Origin of the sequence: Pseudoalteromonas sp. SG45-5 (genome assembly GCF_014164085.1) — a bacterium.
GTDB classification, from domain to species: Bacteria; Pseudomonadota; Gammaproteobacteria; order Enterobacterales; family Alteromonadaceae; genus Pseudoalteromonas; species Pseudoalteromonas aliena.
Window position 1 is genome coordinate 21,995 of sequence record NZ_JACJEM010000023.1, and the last position, 18,210, is coordinate 40,204.

Annotated in this window: 15 protein-coding genes; 10 read left to right on the plus strand and 5 right to left on the minus strand. The window is 40.6% G+C overall.

Annotation, left to right across the window (positions count from 1 at the left end; all coding sequences use genetic code 11):
* The first annotated feature begins 106 nt into the window (after nucleotides 1-106).
* Together H5119_RS09345 and H5119_RS09350 are read left to right on the plus strand one after the other, a co-directional pair.
* Entirely contained in the window at nucleotides 107-472 is a 366-nt protein-coding gene (locus tag H5119_RS09345) for a hypothetical protein (RefSeq protein ID WP_182702031.1), read from the plus strand.
* 10 nt (nucleotides 473-482) lie between these two features.
* Nucleotides 483-1,031 (plus strand): hypothetical protein, encoded by a 549-nt coding sequence (locus H5119_RS09350; protein ID WP_182702032.1) that lies wholly within the window; start codon nucleotides 483-485, stop codon nucleotides 1,029-1,031.
* Nucleotides 1,032-1,122: 91 nt separating this feature from the next.
* Here the strand turns inward: H5119_RS09350 and metH are convergent, their stop codons facing one another.
* The 3 genes from metH to metA are packed head-to-tail and all read right to left on the minus strand — an operon-like array spanning nucleotide 1,123 to nucleotide 5,773.
* The gene (gene metH / locus H5119_RS09355; protein ID WP_182702033.1) at nucleotides 1,123-3,753 is read right to left on the minus strand and encodes a methionine synthase; all 2,631 of its coding nucleotides are present in this window, start codon (nucleotides 3,751-3,753) and stop codon (nucleotides 1,123-1,125) included.
* 9 nt (nucleotides 3,754-3,762) lie between these two features.
* Nucleotides 3,763-4,836 (minus strand): homocysteine S-methyltransferase family protein, encoded by a 1,074-nt coding sequence (locus H5119_RS09360; protein ID WP_182702034.1) that lies wholly within the window; start codon nucleotides 4,834-4,836, stop codon nucleotides 3,763-3,765.
* Nucleotides 4,826-5,773, minus strand: coding sequence for a homoserine O-succinyltransferase (gene metA / locus H5119_RS09365; RefSeq protein WP_182702035.1), 948 nt, complete (start codon nucleotides 5,771-5,773; stop codon nucleotides 4,826-4,828). Before metA ends, H5119_RS09360 begins: the two co-directional genes overlap by 11 nt.
* A 221-nt stretch (nucleotides 5,774-5,994) precedes the next feature.
* Between metA and ettA the strand changes: the two genes are divergently transcribed.
* The 4 genes from ettA to H5119_RS09385 all read left to right on the plus strand — a co-directional run bounded on the left by ettA (nucleotide 5,995) and on the right by H5119_RS09385 (nucleotide 9,720).
* Entirely contained in the window at nucleotides 5,995-7,668 is a 1,674-nt protein-coding gene (ettA, locus tag H5119_RS09370; protein ID WP_182702036.1) for an energy-dependent translational throttle protein EttA, read from the plus strand.
* Between the two features lie 155 nt (nucleotides 7,669-7,823).
* Nucleotides 7,824-8,192 carry a PilZ domain-containing protein gene (locus tag H5119_RS09375; RefSeq protein ID WP_182702037.1) on the plus strand — a complete coding sequence of 123 codons (369 nt, stop codon included), beginning with the start codon at nucleotides 7,824-7,826 and terminating at the stop codon, nucleotides 8,190-8,192.
* Between the two features lie 53 nt (nucleotides 8,193-8,245).
* On the plus strand, nucleotides 8,246-9,154 hold the full coding sequence (locus H5119_RS09380; protein ID WP_138584255.1) for a histone deacetylase: 909 nt from the start codon (nucleotides 8,246-8,248) through the stop codon (nucleotides 9,152-9,154).
* A gap of 62 nt (nucleotides 9,155-9,216) precedes the next feature.
* Nucleotides 9,217-9,720: a TlpA disulfide reductase family protein gene (locus H5119_RS09385; protein WP_182702038.1), complete on the plus strand. Its 504-nt coding sequence runs from the start codon at nucleotides 9,217-9,219 to the stop codon at nucleotides 9,718-9,720.
* A 1-nt stretch (nucleotide 9,721) separates the two neighbouring features.
* Here H5119_RS09385 and H5119_RS09390 read toward each other — a convergent pair whose 3' ends face one another.
* Nucleotides 9,722-10,723 carry an AraC family transcriptional regulator ligand-binding domain-containing protein gene (locus tag H5119_RS09390; RefSeq protein WP_138584257.1) on the minus strand — a complete coding sequence of 334 codons (1,002 nt, stop codon included), beginning with the start codon at nucleotides 10,721-10,723 and terminating at the stop codon, nucleotides 9,722-9,724.
* Nucleotides 10,707-11,627 carry a GGDEF domain-containing protein gene (locus H5119_RS09395; RefSeq protein ID WP_182702039.1) on the minus strand — a complete coding sequence of 307 codons (921 nt, stop codon included), beginning with the start codon at nucleotides 11,625-11,627 and terminating at the stop codon, nucleotides 10,707-10,709. The genes H5119_RS09390 and H5119_RS09395 overlap by 17 nt, the downstream gene beginning before the upstream one ends.
* Before the next feature lie 299 nt (nucleotides 11,628-11,926).
* Here H5119_RS09395 and H5119_RS09400 point away from each other — a divergent pair, with 299 nt between their 5' ends.
* The 4 genes from H5119_RS09400 to H5119_RS09415 all read left to right on the plus strand — a co-directional run bounded on the left by H5119_RS09400 (nucleotide 11,927) and on the right by H5119_RS09415 (nucleotide 18,046).
* Nucleotides 11,927-14,230, plus strand: a complete 2,304-nt coding sequence (locus H5119_RS09400) for a TonB-dependent siderophore receptor (protein ID WP_182702040.1) — start codon at nucleotides 11,927-11,929, stop codon at nucleotides 14,228-14,230.
* 56 nt (nucleotides 14,231-14,286) lie between these two features.
* A complete protein-coding gene (locus H5119_RS09405; RefSeq protein WP_182702041.1) occupies nucleotides 14,287-15,261 on the plus strand; it encodes a tartrate-resistant acid phosphatase type 5 family protein in 975 nt (324 codons plus the stop codon).
* 11 nt (nucleotides 15,262-15,272) lie between these two features.
* Complete coding sequence (locus tag H5119_RS09410) at nucleotides 15,273-17,252, plus strand: phytase (RefSeq protein WP_182702042.1); 1,980 nt, start codon at nucleotides 15,273-15,275, stop codon at nucleotides 17,250-17,252.
* 131 nt (nucleotides 17,253-17,383) lie between these two features.
* Nucleotides 17,384-18,046, plus strand: a complete 663-nt coding sequence (locus tag H5119_RS09415; protein WP_182702043.1) for a hypothetical protein — start codon at nucleotides 17,384-17,386, stop codon at nucleotides 18,044-18,046.
* The last annotated feature ends 164 nt before the right edge of the window (nucleotides 18,047-18,210 follow it).

Here is an 18,210-nt window from a genome sequence, read left to right on the forward strand (position 1 = left end):
AATTTTTTTGGAGGGCGTTAACAGCTTTATTTGCTAATTAAAAGCAGTTAAATCGGGCTTTGTTTTAAGCATCCTGATATCTGTTGGGTTTCATGCTGTTGACCAAATGCTCGATGATAAAAAACTCTGGCACGATTTTATAGGCGGGGTCTCTGTTGATTTAGCAATTGCTGCCGCATCATCAGGTATTGCTTGGGCAGGTGTCTCTTCTTTAGCTGGCACAGCTGCAGTTGGTCCAATTTTGGCAGTAATTATTGTAAGTTCAGCTATAGCCTCACTAGCATATAATTTTATTGACACAAAGACCTTAACTAAGAAATTAGCAACTAGTTTAAGGATTGCTGAAAGTAATGCGAAAAATAATTTACAAAAAATACACAATAACTTACGAGATGCTAGTAATATGTATGAGGAAAATCCTATAAAATTTATGCATAACCTCTTTGCAATACCTTATTTAAAAAATGATTAATGGTAATTTAATGAAATCTGAAAAATTAACGTTAAGTAAAAATATAAAGGGTATTGTTTTATTTGCTTTCTTCTTTGTGCTCACCATTACTCTACCTATGATCTCATACAGTGAGGTGACACTCGTTTTTGCAGCTTTGAATCAACATCAGCTAATTTTTGAAGAGAAGAGTTTTGGTGCGAGTTTAATTTTAGGCACGCCAGTGCTTGCAATGCTCACTCGACTGATATTCTTAAAAGTAAGAAATATTGAAATAAAACCAGAGCTTCTAATTAGATGGTATAAGCTCTGTGGGATTACTTTAATTTTACTATTAATTTCAGTTCCTACTTATACTTACTTTATTGAAAGTAAAATTAAAAGTGAAGGCTACACTACTTGTAATTCCTATAGCACCTCTAGGGGGGCAGATATTTGGGTTACCTCTCAACACTACTGCATTGAAAAAGGTTATAGAGTCAGCGAAGAAATAACAGATTGGTTAAAACAACAAACGACTGAGCCAACACCAGAAGATGTTATAAAAAAAGTAGATGAGCTACTCGCTAATAACCCTTAAAGATTTTTTATGTGTAATTTAAAAAACGAGCCTAAATCGGCTCGTTTTTGTTTTACTGATAGCTGACAGCTAAAAACTGACCGCTGCTCTTTTATTCTGGCTCATACCCCAAATTAGGCGATAACCACCTTTCAGCTTCTGCGAGCGTCATATTAGTTCGCTTAGCGTAGTCTTCTACCTGATCCTTTTGCACTGCGGCTACTGCGTAGTATTTAGCCTCAGGGTGCGAGAAGTACCAACCTGAAACAGCAGCGCCTGGCCACATGGCGTATGAGCTGGTGAGCTGCATGCCAATGCGTTTTTCGGTATCGAGCAACTGCCAAATTTTCTTTTTCTCGGTGTGCTCTGGGCACGCTGGGTAACCTGGCGCAGGGCGAATACCTTGGTAGTTTTCGCGTATTAGCTCATCGTTTGCTAGGTTTTCGTCTGGTGCAAAACCCCAATACTCTTTACGTACTTTTTCGTGTAGGTATTCTGCAAACGCTTCGGCGAGCCTGTCGGCTACGGCTTTAATCATTATTTTATTGTAATCGTCTTGCTGTGCGTCAAACGCATTTGCTAAGTCGTCTTCTTCTAAACCGCCCGTTACTGCAAACGCGCCAAAATAATCTGGTGTACCTTTGGGTGCTATATAGTCGGCTAGGCAGTAGTTAGCAAAGTCGGTTTTTTCGGTTTGCTGGCGTAAATGGCACGAAGTAGTTAATACTTCTTTGCGTGTTTCGTCGGTGTATATTTCTATATCGTCCCCAACACGGTTAGCCGGGAATAAACCAATTACACCAAGTGGTTGCAAACTGCCTGCTTTTTCAAGGTCGTCTAACATATCGTTAGCGTCTTTAAATAAGCTTTGCGCTTGCTCGCCTACTACTTCATCGTCCATTATGCGCGGGTATTTACCGGCGATTGACCACGTCATAAAGTATGGCGTCCAATCTATGTATTTACGCAAAGTGGCAATTGATACGTTTTTAAACTCGATCACGCCAAGCTTTTTAGGTACTGGTGGTGTGTAGTTATCCCAATCAAGCTTTGCTGCGTTATCGCGTGCGCGCTGGATTGTAACAGGCTTAGAGCGTGGCTTTTTGCGCGCTTGTTGCTCGCGCACTTTTACATATTCAGCTTGGGTTTTAGCTAAAAAATCAGGCTTAATGTCTTTCGATAATAAATTAGATACTACACCTACCGCACGGCTGGCATTACTTACATACACTACGCCTTTATCATATTGCGGCTCAATTTTTACTGCGGTGTGCGCTTTAGAAGTAGTAGCACCACCAATGAGTAACGGCAGTTCAAAACCACGGCGTTTCATTTCTTTTGCTACGTGTACCATTTCGTCAAGCGATGGGGTAATTAAGCCCGATAACCCAATAATATCGGCTTTTTCGTCGATGGCGGTTTGTAGTATTTTATCGGCAGGTACCATTACGCCTAAATCAATAACTTCGTAGTTATTACATTGCAATACCACGCCTACAATGTTTTTACCTATGTCGTGCACGTCGCCTTTTACGGTCGCCATCACTATTTTACCATTGGTTGAACCTTCTTCTTTTTCAAGCTCAATGTATGGGTCTAGGTAGGCCACGGCTCGCTTCATTACGCGCGCCGATTTAACCACTTGTGGTAAAAACATTTTACCTGCGCCAAATAAATCCCCTACTACGTTCATGCCGTCCATTAACGGCCCTTCAATTACGTGAATAGGTTTAGCTGCTGCGGCGCGGCATTCTTCGGTATCTTCATCTATAAAGGTAGTAATACCTTTAACAAGTGCGTGCTCAAGGCGTTTTGCAACAGGCCATGTGCGCCACTCTAAATCTTCTACTCGCTCGGCTTGCGCCATACCCGAGTATTTTGGTGCAAGCTCTACTAAACGCTCGCCTGCGCCTGAGTCGGTGTTAAGTATTACGTCTGTAACGGCTTTGCGTAGTTCTTCTGGTATATCATCGTAAACGGCTAGTTGCCCCGCATTTACAATACCCATGTCCATACCAGCTTGAATAGCGTGATATAAAAACACCGAGTGAATAGCTTCACGTACGGGGTTATTACCCCTAAACGAAAACGATACGTTTGACACCCCGCCCGACACTTTACAGTGCGGTAAGTTTTGTTTTATGCGGCGCGTGCCTTCAATAAATTCTACGGCGTAGTTGTCGTGCTCTTCAATACCGGTGGCTACGGCAAATATATTAGGGTCGAATATAATATCTTCTGGCGCAAAGCCAATGTCTTCTACCAATATTTTGTAACTGCGTGCACATATTGCGAACTTACGGTCGGCAGTATCGGCTTGTCCCTCGGTATCAAACGCCATTACAACGGCAGCTGCACCAAAACGTTTTATTATTTTAGCTTGGCGAATAAACGGCTCTTCACCTTCTTTTAGTGATATTGAGTTAACAATGGCCTTGCCTTGAATACACTTTAAGCCTGCTTCTATTACTTCCCACTTTGAGGAGTCGACCATAATGGGCACTTTAGAAATATCAGGCTCTGAGGCTATTAAGTTTAAAAACTTAACCATGGCGGCTTTTGAATCCAACATGGCTTCGTCCATGTTTATATCAATAACCTGTGCGCCGTTTTCAACTTGTTCGCGGGCAACGGTTAGCGCGGCTTCAAAGTCTTCTTCCATGATTAGGCGTTTAAACATGGCCGAACCGGTTACATTGGTACGCTCACCAACATTAGTAAATACTGCTATTTGCTGTGTCATGCTGGCTCCTTAATTTAAGTTACAGGCTTCAAGGCCTGATAAACGCATACGTACTTCAAGCTCAGGTAAAGGACGAGGTTTAACACCTTCAAGCCCTTTTGCAAACGCGCGAATATGCGCAGGCGTTGTACCGCAGCACCCGCCTACTATATTAATAAAGCCCGATTTACCCCAATCGATAATTTCGGCTGCCATTTCAGGCGCTTCTAAATCGTATTCACCAAACTCATTTGGTAAGCCCGCATTAGGGTGTACCGACGTAAAGGTTTCGCACACGCGCGATAACTCTTCTACATACTGGCGCAGTAAATCTGGACCAAGCGCGCAGTTTAGGCCGATTGATATAGGCTTAATGTGACGAATAGAGTTATAAAATGCTTCGGTTGTTTGCCCCGAAAGCGTACGACCAGAGGCGTCGGTAATAGTGCCCGAGATCATAACTGGTAATGTACGCCCAGCTTGCTCAAAGGCTTCTTCTACTGCGAATGAGGCTGCTTTTGCATTAAGCGTATCGAATATAGTTTCGATTAGTATTAAATCAGCGCCGCCTTCCATTAATGCAAGGGTAGACTCAACATACGCAGTAACGAGTTTATCAAAGGTAACGTTACGATAACCCGGATCGTTTACGTCTGGCGAAATTGAACACGTTTTAGATGTCGGCCCTAAAACACCGGCTACGTAGCGCGGTTTTTCTGGCGTTTTAGCTGTAAATTCGTCGCAAATGGCGCGTGCTAATTTGGCCGACTCTAGATTTATTTCACGACTTAGGCTTGCCATATCGTAATCTTCCATCGAAATAGTGGTCGAGTTAAACGTATTGGTTTCGATAATATCGGCGCCCGCTGATAAAAAACCACGATGAATATCGGTGATTAAATCGGGCTTGGTTAGGCTTAATAAATCGTTATTGCCTTTAATTAATACATGCCAGTCTTTAAAACGCTCGCCGCGATAGCCTTCTTCTTCTAGCTTATGATCTTGGATCATGGTGCCCATAGCACCATCTAAAATTAAAATGCGCTCTTTTAATGCTGTACTTATTTCGGCTTGCTTATTATTTGTAGGCGCGTTATTCGGCATAGTTGTTAGTCCTCACATCTTGGCTAACTAAATTAATATCATACGGTGTGGTTTGGTACACGTAGTAATTTAACCAGTTCGAAAAAAGTAAAAAAGCATGGCTTTGCCACGTTTTTGAAGGTTGTTTGGTTGCATCATCGTCCACAAAGTAATTTTCGGGTTTTGGTGCATTGGGGCTTTTTTTACAATCGCGCTCATATTCTGCTTTTAGCGAGTCGGCGTCGTACTCTGGGTGACCGGTTATAAACACTTGGCTACCCGATTTGTTTTTAAGTAAGTAAGCCCCTACTCGCTCAGAGCCAGCCAATACCAACAGCTCATCACAGGCGTTTATTTTATTTATATCAATGTGGCCATAGCGTGAGTGCGGTACTAAAAAAGTGTCGTCGAATCCGCGAGTCAGTGCACCGTGCTCAAAATAACATTGGTGAGTAAATACGCCACACAGTTTGTCGTCTTTTAAATCGCGCTTTAAATTGTAATGGTGATATAACGCGGCATGTGCTGCCCAGCACGAAAATAACGTAGAGGTAACGTGTTGCTCGGCCCAATCAATAATGACCTTTAGCTCATCCCAATATGCTACATCGTCGTATTCTAAATGGGCAAGTGGCGCACCTGTTACTATTAATGCATCGTAATTGTTGTCTTTAACTTCAGAAAAATAACGATAAAAGGTATCAAGGTGCTCTTCTGAGTTGCTACTACTGCGGTGAGTGTCAAGGCGTAGTAGTTCTACGTTTACTTGCAAAGGCGAGTTGGCAAGTAAGCGAATAAACTGAACTTCGGTTTCTACTTTATTAGGCATTAAGTTTAAAATAGCCAAACGCATTGGGCGTATTTCTTGCGTTTTTGCACGACTTTTTGGCATTACAAATACGTCTTCTTGACGTAAACGCGCAATAGCCGGCAACTCGTCTTTTACTGTAATTGGCATACTTCACTCCTGTTCATAAAAACCTGTGCTAATTATGAACTGAAAGTAAAAAATATCAACCTCTAGATGTATAGATGTCCAAATGAAATTTATTCATGATTTTATACTTTGCTTACAAGCATGCTTTAGTGCTTTAAAACTATGCCATTCGTTGACTGTTTCACCTGAGAGCCACTACAATACAACATTGAAATTTTTATTATTATTTAAAGGCTCCTTTCATGGTTTTACCTGATAAATTTATATTCTCGATGAGTCGAGTATCTAAGGTTGTGCCACCTAAGCGCACTATCTTAAAAGATATTTCGTTGCACTTTTTCCCTGGCGCAAAAATTGGTGTGCTTGGTTTAAACGGTTCTGGTAAATCTACTTTACTACGCATTATGGCCGGTGTTGACCAAGATTTTGAAGGTGAAGCACATCCTCAGCCTGGTACAAAGATTGGTTATTTACCGCAAGAGCCAGTACTGGACGAAAGCAAAACAGTGCGCGAAATTGTCGAAGAAGCTGTTGGCGAAGTTAAACACGCACTTAACCGTCTTGACGAAGTATACAACGAGTACGCAATGGAAGGTGCTGACTTTGATGCACTTGCAAAAGAGCAAGGCGAGCTTGAAGCGGTTATTCAAGCGCACGATGGTCATAACATCGACAACGTTTTAGAGCGTGCTGCTGATGCACTTCGTCTGCCAGAATGGGATGCTAAAATTGAGCACCTTTCAGGTGGTGAGCGTCGTCGTGTTGCTATATGCCGATTATTACTTGAAAAACCAGACATGCTTATTCTCGATGAGCCAACTAACCACTTGGATGCTGAGTCGGTTGCATGGTTAGAGCGTTTCTTACACGATTACGAAGGCACCGTTGTGGCAGTAACGCATGACCGTTACTTCCTTGATAATGTAGCTGGTTGGATATTAGAGCTTGACCGTGGCGAAGGTATTCCATGGGAAGGTAACTACTCTTCTTGGCTTGAACAAAAAGATGCGCGCCTGCAGCAAGAACAAAAATCAGAAAAAGCACGTCAAAAATCAATTGCGCAAGAACTTGAATGGGTTCGTTCAAACCCTAAAGGTCGCCAAGCTAAGTCAAAAGCACGTATGGCTCAGTTTACTGAAATGCAGCAATCTGATTACCAAAAGCGTAACGAAACTAACGAAATGTTTATTCCACCTGGCCCGCGTTTAGGCGACCAAGTACTTGAAGTAACTAATCTTCGTAAGAGCTTTGGCGATCGCGTTTTAATTGACGATTTAAGCTTTAGCATGCCAAAAGGTGCCATTGTGGGCATTATTGGCGCGAATGGCGCGGGTAAATCAACGTTATTTAAAATGATAAGCGGTGAGCAAGAGCAAGACAGCGGTAGCATCAGCGTTGGTGAAACTGTACACCTTGCGACTGTTGATCAGTTCCGCGACGGGATGGACGAAAGCAAAACTGTTTTCCAAGAAATATCAGACGGTCAAGACGTATTAAAAATTGGTAACTTTGAGTTCCCAAGCCGTGCGTATGTAAGTCGCTTTAACTTTAAAGGTAACGATCAGCAAAAGTTTGTTAAAGACCTATCAGGTGGTGAGCGTAACCGTTTACACCTTGCTAAGTTATTAAAAGCGGGCGGCAATGTGTTATTACTGGATGAGCCAACCAATGACTTGGACGTTGAAACACTACGTGCACTTGAGAACGCTATTTTAGAGTTCCCAGGCTGTGTAATGTGTATATCGCATGACCGTTGGTTCCTTGACCGTATTGCTACACATATTTTAGATTACCGCGATGAAGGTCAAATTAACTTCTTTGATGGTAACTACACTGAATACGAAGAGTGGCTTAAAAAGACATTAGGTGCAGCAGCAGCTCAACCTAAACGTATTAAGTACAAAAAAATTGGCTAATCCTGACTGAAGCTAATTTATTACAGTAACACTAAGCCCTGCATTTATGCGGGGCTTTTTTATGCCACCAGTATTCTAAACACTTATTTTCTAGCATGTAGAGAATTACCCGCTATGATTAATTTATTATAAAAACAATAAGGCCAAGTTAGGTTATGCAAAATCGTCGTCAGTTTTCTCGTGTTTTATTTTCAACCGATGCACAAGTAATTTTTAATGATCATCAATACCCATGTAAATTACTCGATATATCTTTACATGGCGCGTTAATTACTAGATGTGACGCCTTTTCTAGCAGCACTAATACCAATGCAATACTGTGCTTTACACTCCCGCAAAGCGAAATAGAAATAAAAATGGAAGTTATGGTTTCTCATATAAAAGCAAACCACATAGGCCTAAAATGCCATTATATTGATATAGACAGTATTACGCATTTAAAGCGCTTAATTGAGTTAAATTTAGCCGATGACGAACTATTACATCGCGAGCTCGCTATGTTGATCCACGACACACAACAATAGACTCATTTAGATTAGTTGATTACCATAGAGCAAATTTTTTAACTTGTGCAAACATGATCTTAAATCCACATTTACCTTTAGTGTATCACCCCAATTACTCGTTTAGTTTTGATCCAAAACACCGCTTTGCAATGAGTAAGTTTGCACATTTATATGAGCATGTTGCAGAGCTTGGCTTAATTGGCAATAATCTAGTTGAGCCAATATTAGGCAAGCCAGGGCCACTTGAACTTGTGCATTGCGATAACTACATTCAAGATCTATGGCACAACCGCTTAAATGAAAAAACCATGCGTCGCATTGGCTTACCTTGGTCCCAAGAGTTAATGAATCGTACGTTTACAGCCCCGCAAGGTACGCTGCAAACGGCTCGCTTAGCACTTCAACACGGCATAGCGTGTCACTTAGCTGGTGGCACACATCACGCACATCATGACTTTGGTTCAGGTTTTTGCATGGTTAATGATTTAGCCTTTACTGCCGAGACGTTAATAAAAAGTGGCGAAGTGACTAATGTGCTTATTTTTGATTTAGATGTGCACCAAGGCGACGGCACAGCTGCAATGTTACAGCATCAACCCTATGCTTATACTTGCTCTATTCATTGTGAAAAAAACTTCCCCTTTAGAAAGTCCCCTAGTGATTTGGATATTGGCTTGGCCGACAATATGAAAGACGACGAATACCTCGCCATAGTAGACGACACCTTAAGTTATTTACTTAAAGAACTAAACCCAAGCTTAGTGCTTTACGACGCAGGCGTTGATATATGGCAAGACGATGGGCTAGGTAAATTAGATATCAGTTGGGATGGAATAGTCAAACGCGACCACTTAGTGCTTAAACGCTGCCTTGAGCACAACACGCCAGTAGCCACTGTGATTGGCGGCGGTTATGATAGAGATCACCTTCGTCTTGCTAAACGCCACGCAATTATAGTTGAGCAAGCCGCTCGTTTTTAATGTGAAATAAAAATGTTAAATTCTCGTTCTTATTTAATACAGATAATAAAAACGAAAACACTATGACACAACTACTTACTGCTATCACACTCTTTTTATTAAGTTTTACTCTATATGCGCAAGATCAAAACACAGATGAAGCGCATCCTCAATTGCCTACATTAAATTTACAAATGGCAGATGGCTCTATCATTAATACTCATGACTTAGTGGGCCAGCCTTATGTTTTGCATTTTTGGGCGACTTGGTGCCCATACTGTAAAAAGCTGCAACCCGCGCTTCAAAAAATAAACGACATGGGCTTAAAAGTTATTGCCGTGAGTTTTAAAGAAGATGACGATGCCACTCCCGCTAAAGCACTTTCAGACAGAGGGTATACTTTTAAAACAGCAGTAAAAGCGGACGTAATTGCAGCGCAATTAAGTATACGAGGTACACCGACTACCTTATTTATTGATAAAAAAGGCCGCGTTGTTTGGCTTACTAACACTTCAAACCCAGAAGATGCAAACCTGCATTTAAATGCACGCACCTTACTGCATTCTATTAATGTAAAAACAAAGTAGCTTACTGCGTTTTTAACTGGCTCGGAGTTAAACCTGTCCAACGTTTAAATGCACGCCGAAAGTTAGGTATATCATAAAAAGCCAACTGCTCAGCGACTTGTTCATTTCGTTTAGCACATAAGGTAAGTAAATAAATCGCTTTATGCTTATTTTGAGCATCAATTAACGTTGAAAAGCGTACACCATTGAGTTTAAGTTTGCGCTTAAATGTTGCTGGGCTCATTGCAAAATGTTTGGCAGTAAACTCTAAATTGACACTTGGATAGGCATATAAGTACCGACAGACCGCTTCAATAAAAGTCATGCTGACTACATTTTGGTTATGTAACTGCGACTGAGCTTGCATAAAGCGTAATTGACTAGCATGCGGATTTTTGGCCCGTAACATGGTTTTATTTAATACCCAGCATGTACATGGCTTATCAAAACTAACCTTGAGTCCCAAATTATGTTCGTATTCTTGAATATGGCGAGGGCGCTTAAACGCAAAGTCAAACTGACAATGGGGATAACTTGCGCTTACTCGTTTAAGTAAACTATAAAATGCGGTGCTGTATATCTCTAAAACATAATGGTATAAATCTTCGTCGAGCCCGTGCGCGGGCTGAATATAAATATATAAATTATTGTTTTTAATATACGTTTGGCTAAATAACAAAGGCGCTAGCTGCATTCTTAAAAGCGATAACTGCTTTAATACTTGAGCTAAATTAGCGCTGTACATAAGGGTTTGTGCTTCAGCTCGTGTATCGTTAATTAGCTGGCTACCGAGTAAAAAGCCACTGTCGGTACTTTTCATCAATGACTTAAATTGTGCTAATAAACGCACCTGCTGAGAGATACTAAACGCATGCTGAAAATTAAGTAAATCTTGCTCAAAAATACCAGTCCCCCGCAACAGTTTATGTAAATCAATCCCTCGGTTCTGTGCCAGTTCTACAATTGTTGTGATAAGCCCTTGTGCGCTTAGGTACTTATCATTTTGATTAACAAAGGTGTGCACGTTGCGCTACTTTTTGTTGATGCTTTTTTTGCTGTAATTGGCTGTGCAACTGGCTTGTTAATGTCCGCGTGTTATTGCGTACATTTCCTTGTATTAAAGCTGTCGTTACATGCTGAAACCTTGCTTTTTTTGACGCCTCAACTTTAAATGCGCAGTGCCTTAAAGCCCCTTTAATTTGCGCCATCAACTCTTTAGCTTGCTGCTCTGTAGTGGCTGGCATTAGCACCATAAAACAATCTCCCGCATAACGGCACACCACATCACTTAATCGGCAATTCATAAGTAATAACTCACTTATTTCACGCAGTAACCTGTCACCCTCACTAAAACCAAATTCATTATTAAAGTGCGAGAAATCACGTATATCAATAGCTCCTAACCAAAACGGCTGCGTGCTAATTAATTGCTCGTTAATTACTGAATCTAAATACTGCGCTTTATAAAGGCCTGTGACTGAGCATACTTTGTCGTGCTCACGTAAATGCACTTCGCGACGGCGTAACTGACTATTTAATACATATTGCTCTTGGTGCCAGTAATACAAACCTACACTCGTTAATAGCATGCCTAGCGGCGCGGGCAGTGATTCAATCCAACTTAGCCATTGATGCGCAGGATGCATTAACCACTCATCAAGTAAATCGAGCGTGGCTGAAAACATAAATAGCCCGACACCAATCACCAAGTAAGTTGTTACTTTACTGGGGGGCCTAGATATTAATAACACGGAGATCCAAACAAGAGTCATTAATACAATGCCGCCCTCCCCCATAATATCGAGCCATTGAATATCAGCATACGTTTTAAGTTCACCTAAATAAGCACTTAAAAACACAGCACTTAAAAATAGGCTAATGATGGCGTTTGTTAATAGTCGGTGACTGGTAAAGGGATTAAATCGCATGTGTTGTATCTTTTGTTTATAAATGAGTTTTAAAGTTAGTTCATATCAGTTTGTGTTAGCAGGGTCATATTAGCTCAGCTATATGACAACAAAATGATAGGGACTTTAACAACAGCGCTGCACAGTGCATAACGCATTGCTTTACCAGGAGTGCGAGAAGCTCAATAAGCTCTGCGTGTTGCTCAAACGTCACTAAATACGCGTGTTTAATACATACCTTGTCACATTTACGTCATCAAACAACCTTAGTTTGCTCGCCATACCAAGAAACAACCCTGTAATAACCAAGAGCAAATACAATGAAACACTTTAAAATAAAAGCACTGGTAGCCGCATTAGCATTATGTAATTTAACGGCGTATGCAGAAGATGATGCAAAAGAAACTAAAAAGAAAGACATTGAGGTTTCTGAAAAAATTGTTGTATATGGCGAAATTGGTTACAGAAATCGCTCAGACGAACTTGCACCCACTTTAGAGTATTCACAAGAGTACTTTCAACGCTTTGAACCGCTTACAGCCGGTGATGCTTTAAAACGCGTACCTAGCGTTACATTCTTATCGGATGTGCTTGAATCGGATGGTGCGCGGATGCGAGGCTTAAGCCCTGCCTATACTAAAGTGCTTATAAACGGTGAGGAAGTGCCTGGCGCGGGTGCCGACCGTTCATTTTTTGTTGACCGAATTCCGGCTGAGTTAATCGAACGCGTTGAAATAATTCGCTCATCAAGCGCGAATCGTTCAGCCGATGCGATAGCGGGCACATTAAATATTGTATTGCGCGATGGTTATAGCCTCGACGGCGGTTACTTACGTGTTGGTGGCTTACGTTATGACAATGGTGAGTTTAAAGAAAGTTTAGCGGGCGTATACGGTACCGAATTAGCCGGAGGGCGATTACTGCTTGGTGCAAATTTACAAGGACGATATAACCCAAAACAAAAAACCAGCCAGCGCTATGGCGATAGCCCAGAAAATAATAAAAACTATAAAACAGAAGAATTTGATAATCGAGAAGATCAATCTGATACGCGCGATGGCGACGACACATCACTTAACGCCAGCTACGAAATTATTTTTAATGACGACAGTCAGTTTAATATTAGCGCAATGTGGGTTGATACAGAGCGAACTGAAGATGAGCGCTCATTTGAATACAATGACCCCACTGCCACCAATAGCGATATTGTAAATGGTGGAAACTTAGAAACCGATAACGCCAATGTTAAGTATATCGATCAGACTAATTACAATATCAATACCGCTTATGAGTTCCCACTTCTAAACGGCACCAGTAAATTTAAGTTTGGGTTCGCCAAATTTGAAGAATCCGTCTATGAGCAAGAAGTAGAGCTAGATACCTCAGAGCTCCCTATGGTATTTGAAGAAGAGCAAACTAAAAGCGCAATAGACGACAAAGAATGGACACTGCAATGGCAACATAGCCAGCCTTGGGGCGAAAATAAAGAAATTCAATTTGGTGCATTTTTACAAAGTAAAAAGCGTGACAGTGAAATTTTTGAATCGCAAAACGAGCGAGCGTTAGGCCTTACCCGCTGGGATCAATATGCGGCAACCCCACTAACACTCGCTACCTTTGACAGTGAATATGAAGCTGTTACTGGAGGCGTAAGTACCTTAGAAGAAGATCGCTTTGACGTGTTTGCACTTGTTAAACACCAAGATGATTTGTTTGCTTGGGAGCTGGGCGCACGCTGGGAATCTACCGACTCAAAAATCAATGACAAAACTGTTGCTGTAACCGAAGATAACAATTATGACTTTATTCTTCCTTCTGCACACTTTCGTTATAACGTCACTGAAAATGGCCGTATTAGCGCATCAGTTGCACGTAGTTTACGCCGCCCTGAATTTGATTTTTTGACACCCGCACTTATCGAAAAAGAACTTGGCGATAACGACCAACTAGGTAACCCTGAATTAAAACCCGAATCAGCTTGGGGTATGGATTTAGGCTACGAATATCGTTTAGGAAAAAGTGGCGTTGTGGGTATTAATTTATTTTATCGCAAAGTAAACGACCTAATAGAAATAGCAAACACAGAGCAACAAGGCTCTGAAGGCGAAGGCACGTTTGTACTGCAACCACGCAATACGGGGGACGGTAATGTAAAAGGGATTGAACTTGATTTATCGACACCACTTGGCGCATTTAATATGCCTAACACTGGCGTGTTTTTAAACTATTCGTGGCTTGATAGTGAAGTCACTGACTTTTTTGGGGAACGCAAATTTAATGACCAATCAGACTACGTGTATAACGTTGGGTTTATTCAAGATTTACCGAAGCTTAGAGCGGCTTTTGGCGCAACTTATCGTAAGCAAGGTGATGCTTATGGACGCATTGTAGGTGAGGAAGTAACAACGTCTTACAGTGCCGATTTTGAAATTTTTATAGAAAAACGCTGGGAAGACATAACGCTGCGCTTAGTAGGCTCAAATCTACTTGATGCAAGTAAAGACGAAACCTTTAATAAGTTTGATACCGTTGATGATCAGCTTAGTAGACGCTTTGATGAGTACGAAATTGAATCTGAAGAAGCGGGTCCTGTTTATCAAATAATGCTGCGTTACGCGTTTTAAGTAAATTTGTTAAGTGGTGCTCATCAAATAGCATCACTTAACATGGGAGAGTAACCATGATTAAAAAAACATTATTGCTAATCGCACTTAGTCTATGCCCCATTCAATGTGTATTAGCAAACGTAACCTATACCAACACGGTATACGAGCAACAAAAGATAGCTGATTTGAGCGCACTACCTAAAAGTTTGAATTTTACGGTAATAGGTGATTGGGGTCATAATGGCCATTTTGATCAAAAAGAGGTCGCCCACCAGCTAGAAATAGCGATGTATCAAACGGATGGAGATTTTATTATTTCAACCGGTGATAACTTTTACCCCAATGGCGTTGCAAGTATTAACGACCCACTTTGGCAAAGTGCATACGAAGATATTTATCACGGCCCTCACACATTTGAGCCTTGGTATGTGGTACTGGGCAATCACGACTATTTAGGTAACGCACAAGCACAACTTGATTACAGTAATAAAAGTCAGCGCTGGAATTTACCTGCACGCTATTACAGCAAAACCTTTACTTTAAAAGATGGCGAGCAAGTATTAATGGTATTTTTAGACACTAATCCATTAAATCCAGAATACAAAACACGCGAAAAATATAAAGTAACACAAGCGCAAGACGGCCAAGCACAATTAACATGGCTGAATAACCAACTGGCTACCAGCAAAGCACGTTGGAAAATAGTTATAGGCCACCACCCGCTTTATAGCAGCGGTAAACGTTATGGACTAAATGAAAAATTGCGTAATTTACTTGAGCCTATACTTGAGCAAAATGGTGTTCAAGCATACATAGCTGGGCATGAGCATGATCTTCAACATAACCAGACAAAAAACAGTAAACTCGCGCATTTTATATCCGGCGCAGGTGGCAAAGTACGTAATGTAAAACAACGCAAATTTACGCGTTTTGCAGAAGCCACACCAGGATTTTTGAGCTTTTCAATAAACGATAAAGTACTAAAAGTAACCGCTATAAGTTATAAAGGCGAAGTGCGTTATAGCACCCAAAAGCGCTTTGACCAATAAAGGGTAATATCATGAATTTTAAATTAAAAACACCTCTTAGCCTAATTGTAAGTGGCTTAGTATTTAGCGCATTAAGTGCTTGTAATAATAGCGTTACTACGCATTCAGCGGTACAAAATACAGCGTCCCAAGCTGTCATTGATAATACTGAGTTTGGTCCAACAAATAATATGCAAGGATCACAAGCTGCATGGTTAAGTAATAATAACTGGTTACTAACAAGTAAAAGCAAAGGTTTGGTGATTGCTGATAGCACAACGCAACAAAGTAATATTATTAAAAAAGGTAACTTTGAAGCGCTTTCTGTTAGTCAATTAACCGCGAGCTCGTTTTTAGTCGCTACAATCGATAACAACCAAGATAACGTAATTATATTCAAACTAGAACAACATAAAACTAGCTGGAAAATCACTGAGATTACACGTATCGCACCGCCACAAGCGCGACCAGATACAGTATGCTTATTTGCAAATAAAGAAACTGGGGCAATATCAGCATTTGTACCAGATGTACGCGGATTAATTACAGAAACCATTATTTTTAATACCATGAATAATAAAGCGCTTAATATAAATGTACGTGAATTTTCAGGCGTAAATGAAGCGTCTGGCTGTGCGGTAAGTACGGCGACTAATACTTTATTTGTAAGCGAAGGCGAAATAGGTATATGGGCAATAAATGCCAATGCTGAATCGAAAGCAAATAAAAAACCTATCGCTTTAGTGGCGCCTTTTGGTGCACTAAACGCCGAGTTGGGTACCCTATCAACGTCATCTGATGGGATGATTTGGTTTACCAGCACCGAAAACAATCAAGTCTATGCGTATGATCCAATCAGCAAGGCTTTTAAAAACTGGACGCTAAGCGGAGGCTTAAGCTTGGAGTCGGTAGCAATAAATTACACAAGCAATAGCACTGCAACTGCCATATTATATAACGACGAAACGGGTGTTTATATGCAAAGCTCGTTACCTGTAACGCCTATTAATAACTCATTAAAAACAAACGTACAATCGATCACTAAAATTAAAGCCAGCGCACAAACCACTCCCGTGCAAGCTTTTGGTGATGCAGCAGACGATCCAGCAATTTGGATAAACCCTAAAAACACAGCAAACAGCTTGATTTTAGGCACAGATAAACGCCGTGGATTAATGGTGTATAACCTTAATGGCAAGCTTGAACAGTCACTTGAAGTGGGCCGTTTAAATAACGTTGATCTGCGCCAAAATAACACCATTAAAAACAACACAAATACATTAATAACGGCCAGTAACCGTAGCCTTAATAGTATTAGTGTATTTACCGTACAAGCCAGTAACAATGTAAAACATATCACTGATATTCCAACTAATCTTAATGAAATTTATGGTTTATGTATGTATTCATCAGGCACGGGTAATTATGTATTTGTAAATGATAAATCAGGGCTTTATCAGCAATATAAACTTAATGAGAATGGCGATAACATTACTGGTAAACTAGTTCGTGAGTTTAACTTACCCAGCCAACCTGAAGGCTGTAGTGCCGATGATAAACTAGGGCAATTATTCGTAGGCGAGGAGGATGTTGGCATTTGGTTTATTGGTGCAGAGCCAACGGCAGGAATAACTCCCACTTTACTGCAAACAGTAAACGAGCAGCTCATTGATGATGTTGAAGGCATGGAGATTTATTATGGCGACAAAGCCCGCTATCTAGTTGTTTCGAGCCAAGGTGATGACAGTTATGTGCTTTATAAAATAAATGGTGATGATCAGGGCGTTACAGCACTAAGTTTAGAGTTTGCGGGAAAATTTAGCGTTATAAGTGATTTGTCTCGCGGTATTGATGGCGTATCAGAAACCGATGGATTAACCGTTACGGCTAAACCCTTACCGGGTTATCCTGAGGGCATTTTAGTTGTACAAGATGGCTATAATCGACTACCACAACAACCGCAAAACTTTAAAATAGTAGATTGGCGAGAGGTTAAAAAAGCAATTAAGTAGTGCTTATTTAACCTGAACTCTCGTTAAGATATTTATATCCTGTAGTTCAGGTTATTTATTCAGATATTTAAAAGGCTCGTATGAGCCTTTTTTATACTATAATTTAAGCTTATAAATTGATTGAGATAATTATGCGCCTATTATTTACTTTGTTACTAATAACGATAAGTAGCTTTACTATAGCCGAAGAAGAAGTAGAACTCCCGCCGGTCAACCCCGCATATAATGCTGAGCACGCGATGGTATTAATAAATCAAAGTTCGAGTGTTTTTGCCGTTAATTTACCAGGCTATGAGCTCCCTCATGATGTGCAAGTCGTTTATAAAGTGGATGTTTCCGATGTTCCTTTTTTGGACTTAGTCAGAGATGCAGAGCTAATTACAATTAAGCCACAACCATTTAATATTCAACGTTTAATACGAGGCGAAGAAGTCACAATTATTGCAGATGTTTATGATGGTGATTATCGGCAAGGTGGTAATAAGCTCTACACAAATAAATCGATAGTACTGAGTAAACAGCTTTACGCGAGAGAGTTAACCGATTTAAGTGAACCATCACAATGGCAAGAATACGATATGATCACGCTAAATAATGATGCTCGTATATACATTCATAAAATAACAAAAGCACCGAGTTTCAATCATCTAATTTTTGTAGATTTAAAAAATGCCTGTTTGCAGAAGTTTCGCACTTCAAAGCTCGTCCCACCTGATAGCGAACTAAACTATAAATTTGTAAACTGTGGCACCTTTAAGCCCCTTTATTACAATGCGGATGATTTTAAAAAATAGTTATTTAACCTGAACTCTGGTTAGTTAAGGATAACAATATAACTTTGAAGAATAATCTGGAGGAATAACGGAACACAAATAAAAACAGCCCAAATTCAGTCACCACCGAAATTGAGCTGTTTTTCACACTGACAACATCTTCACACACAATATAAAGATTCTTT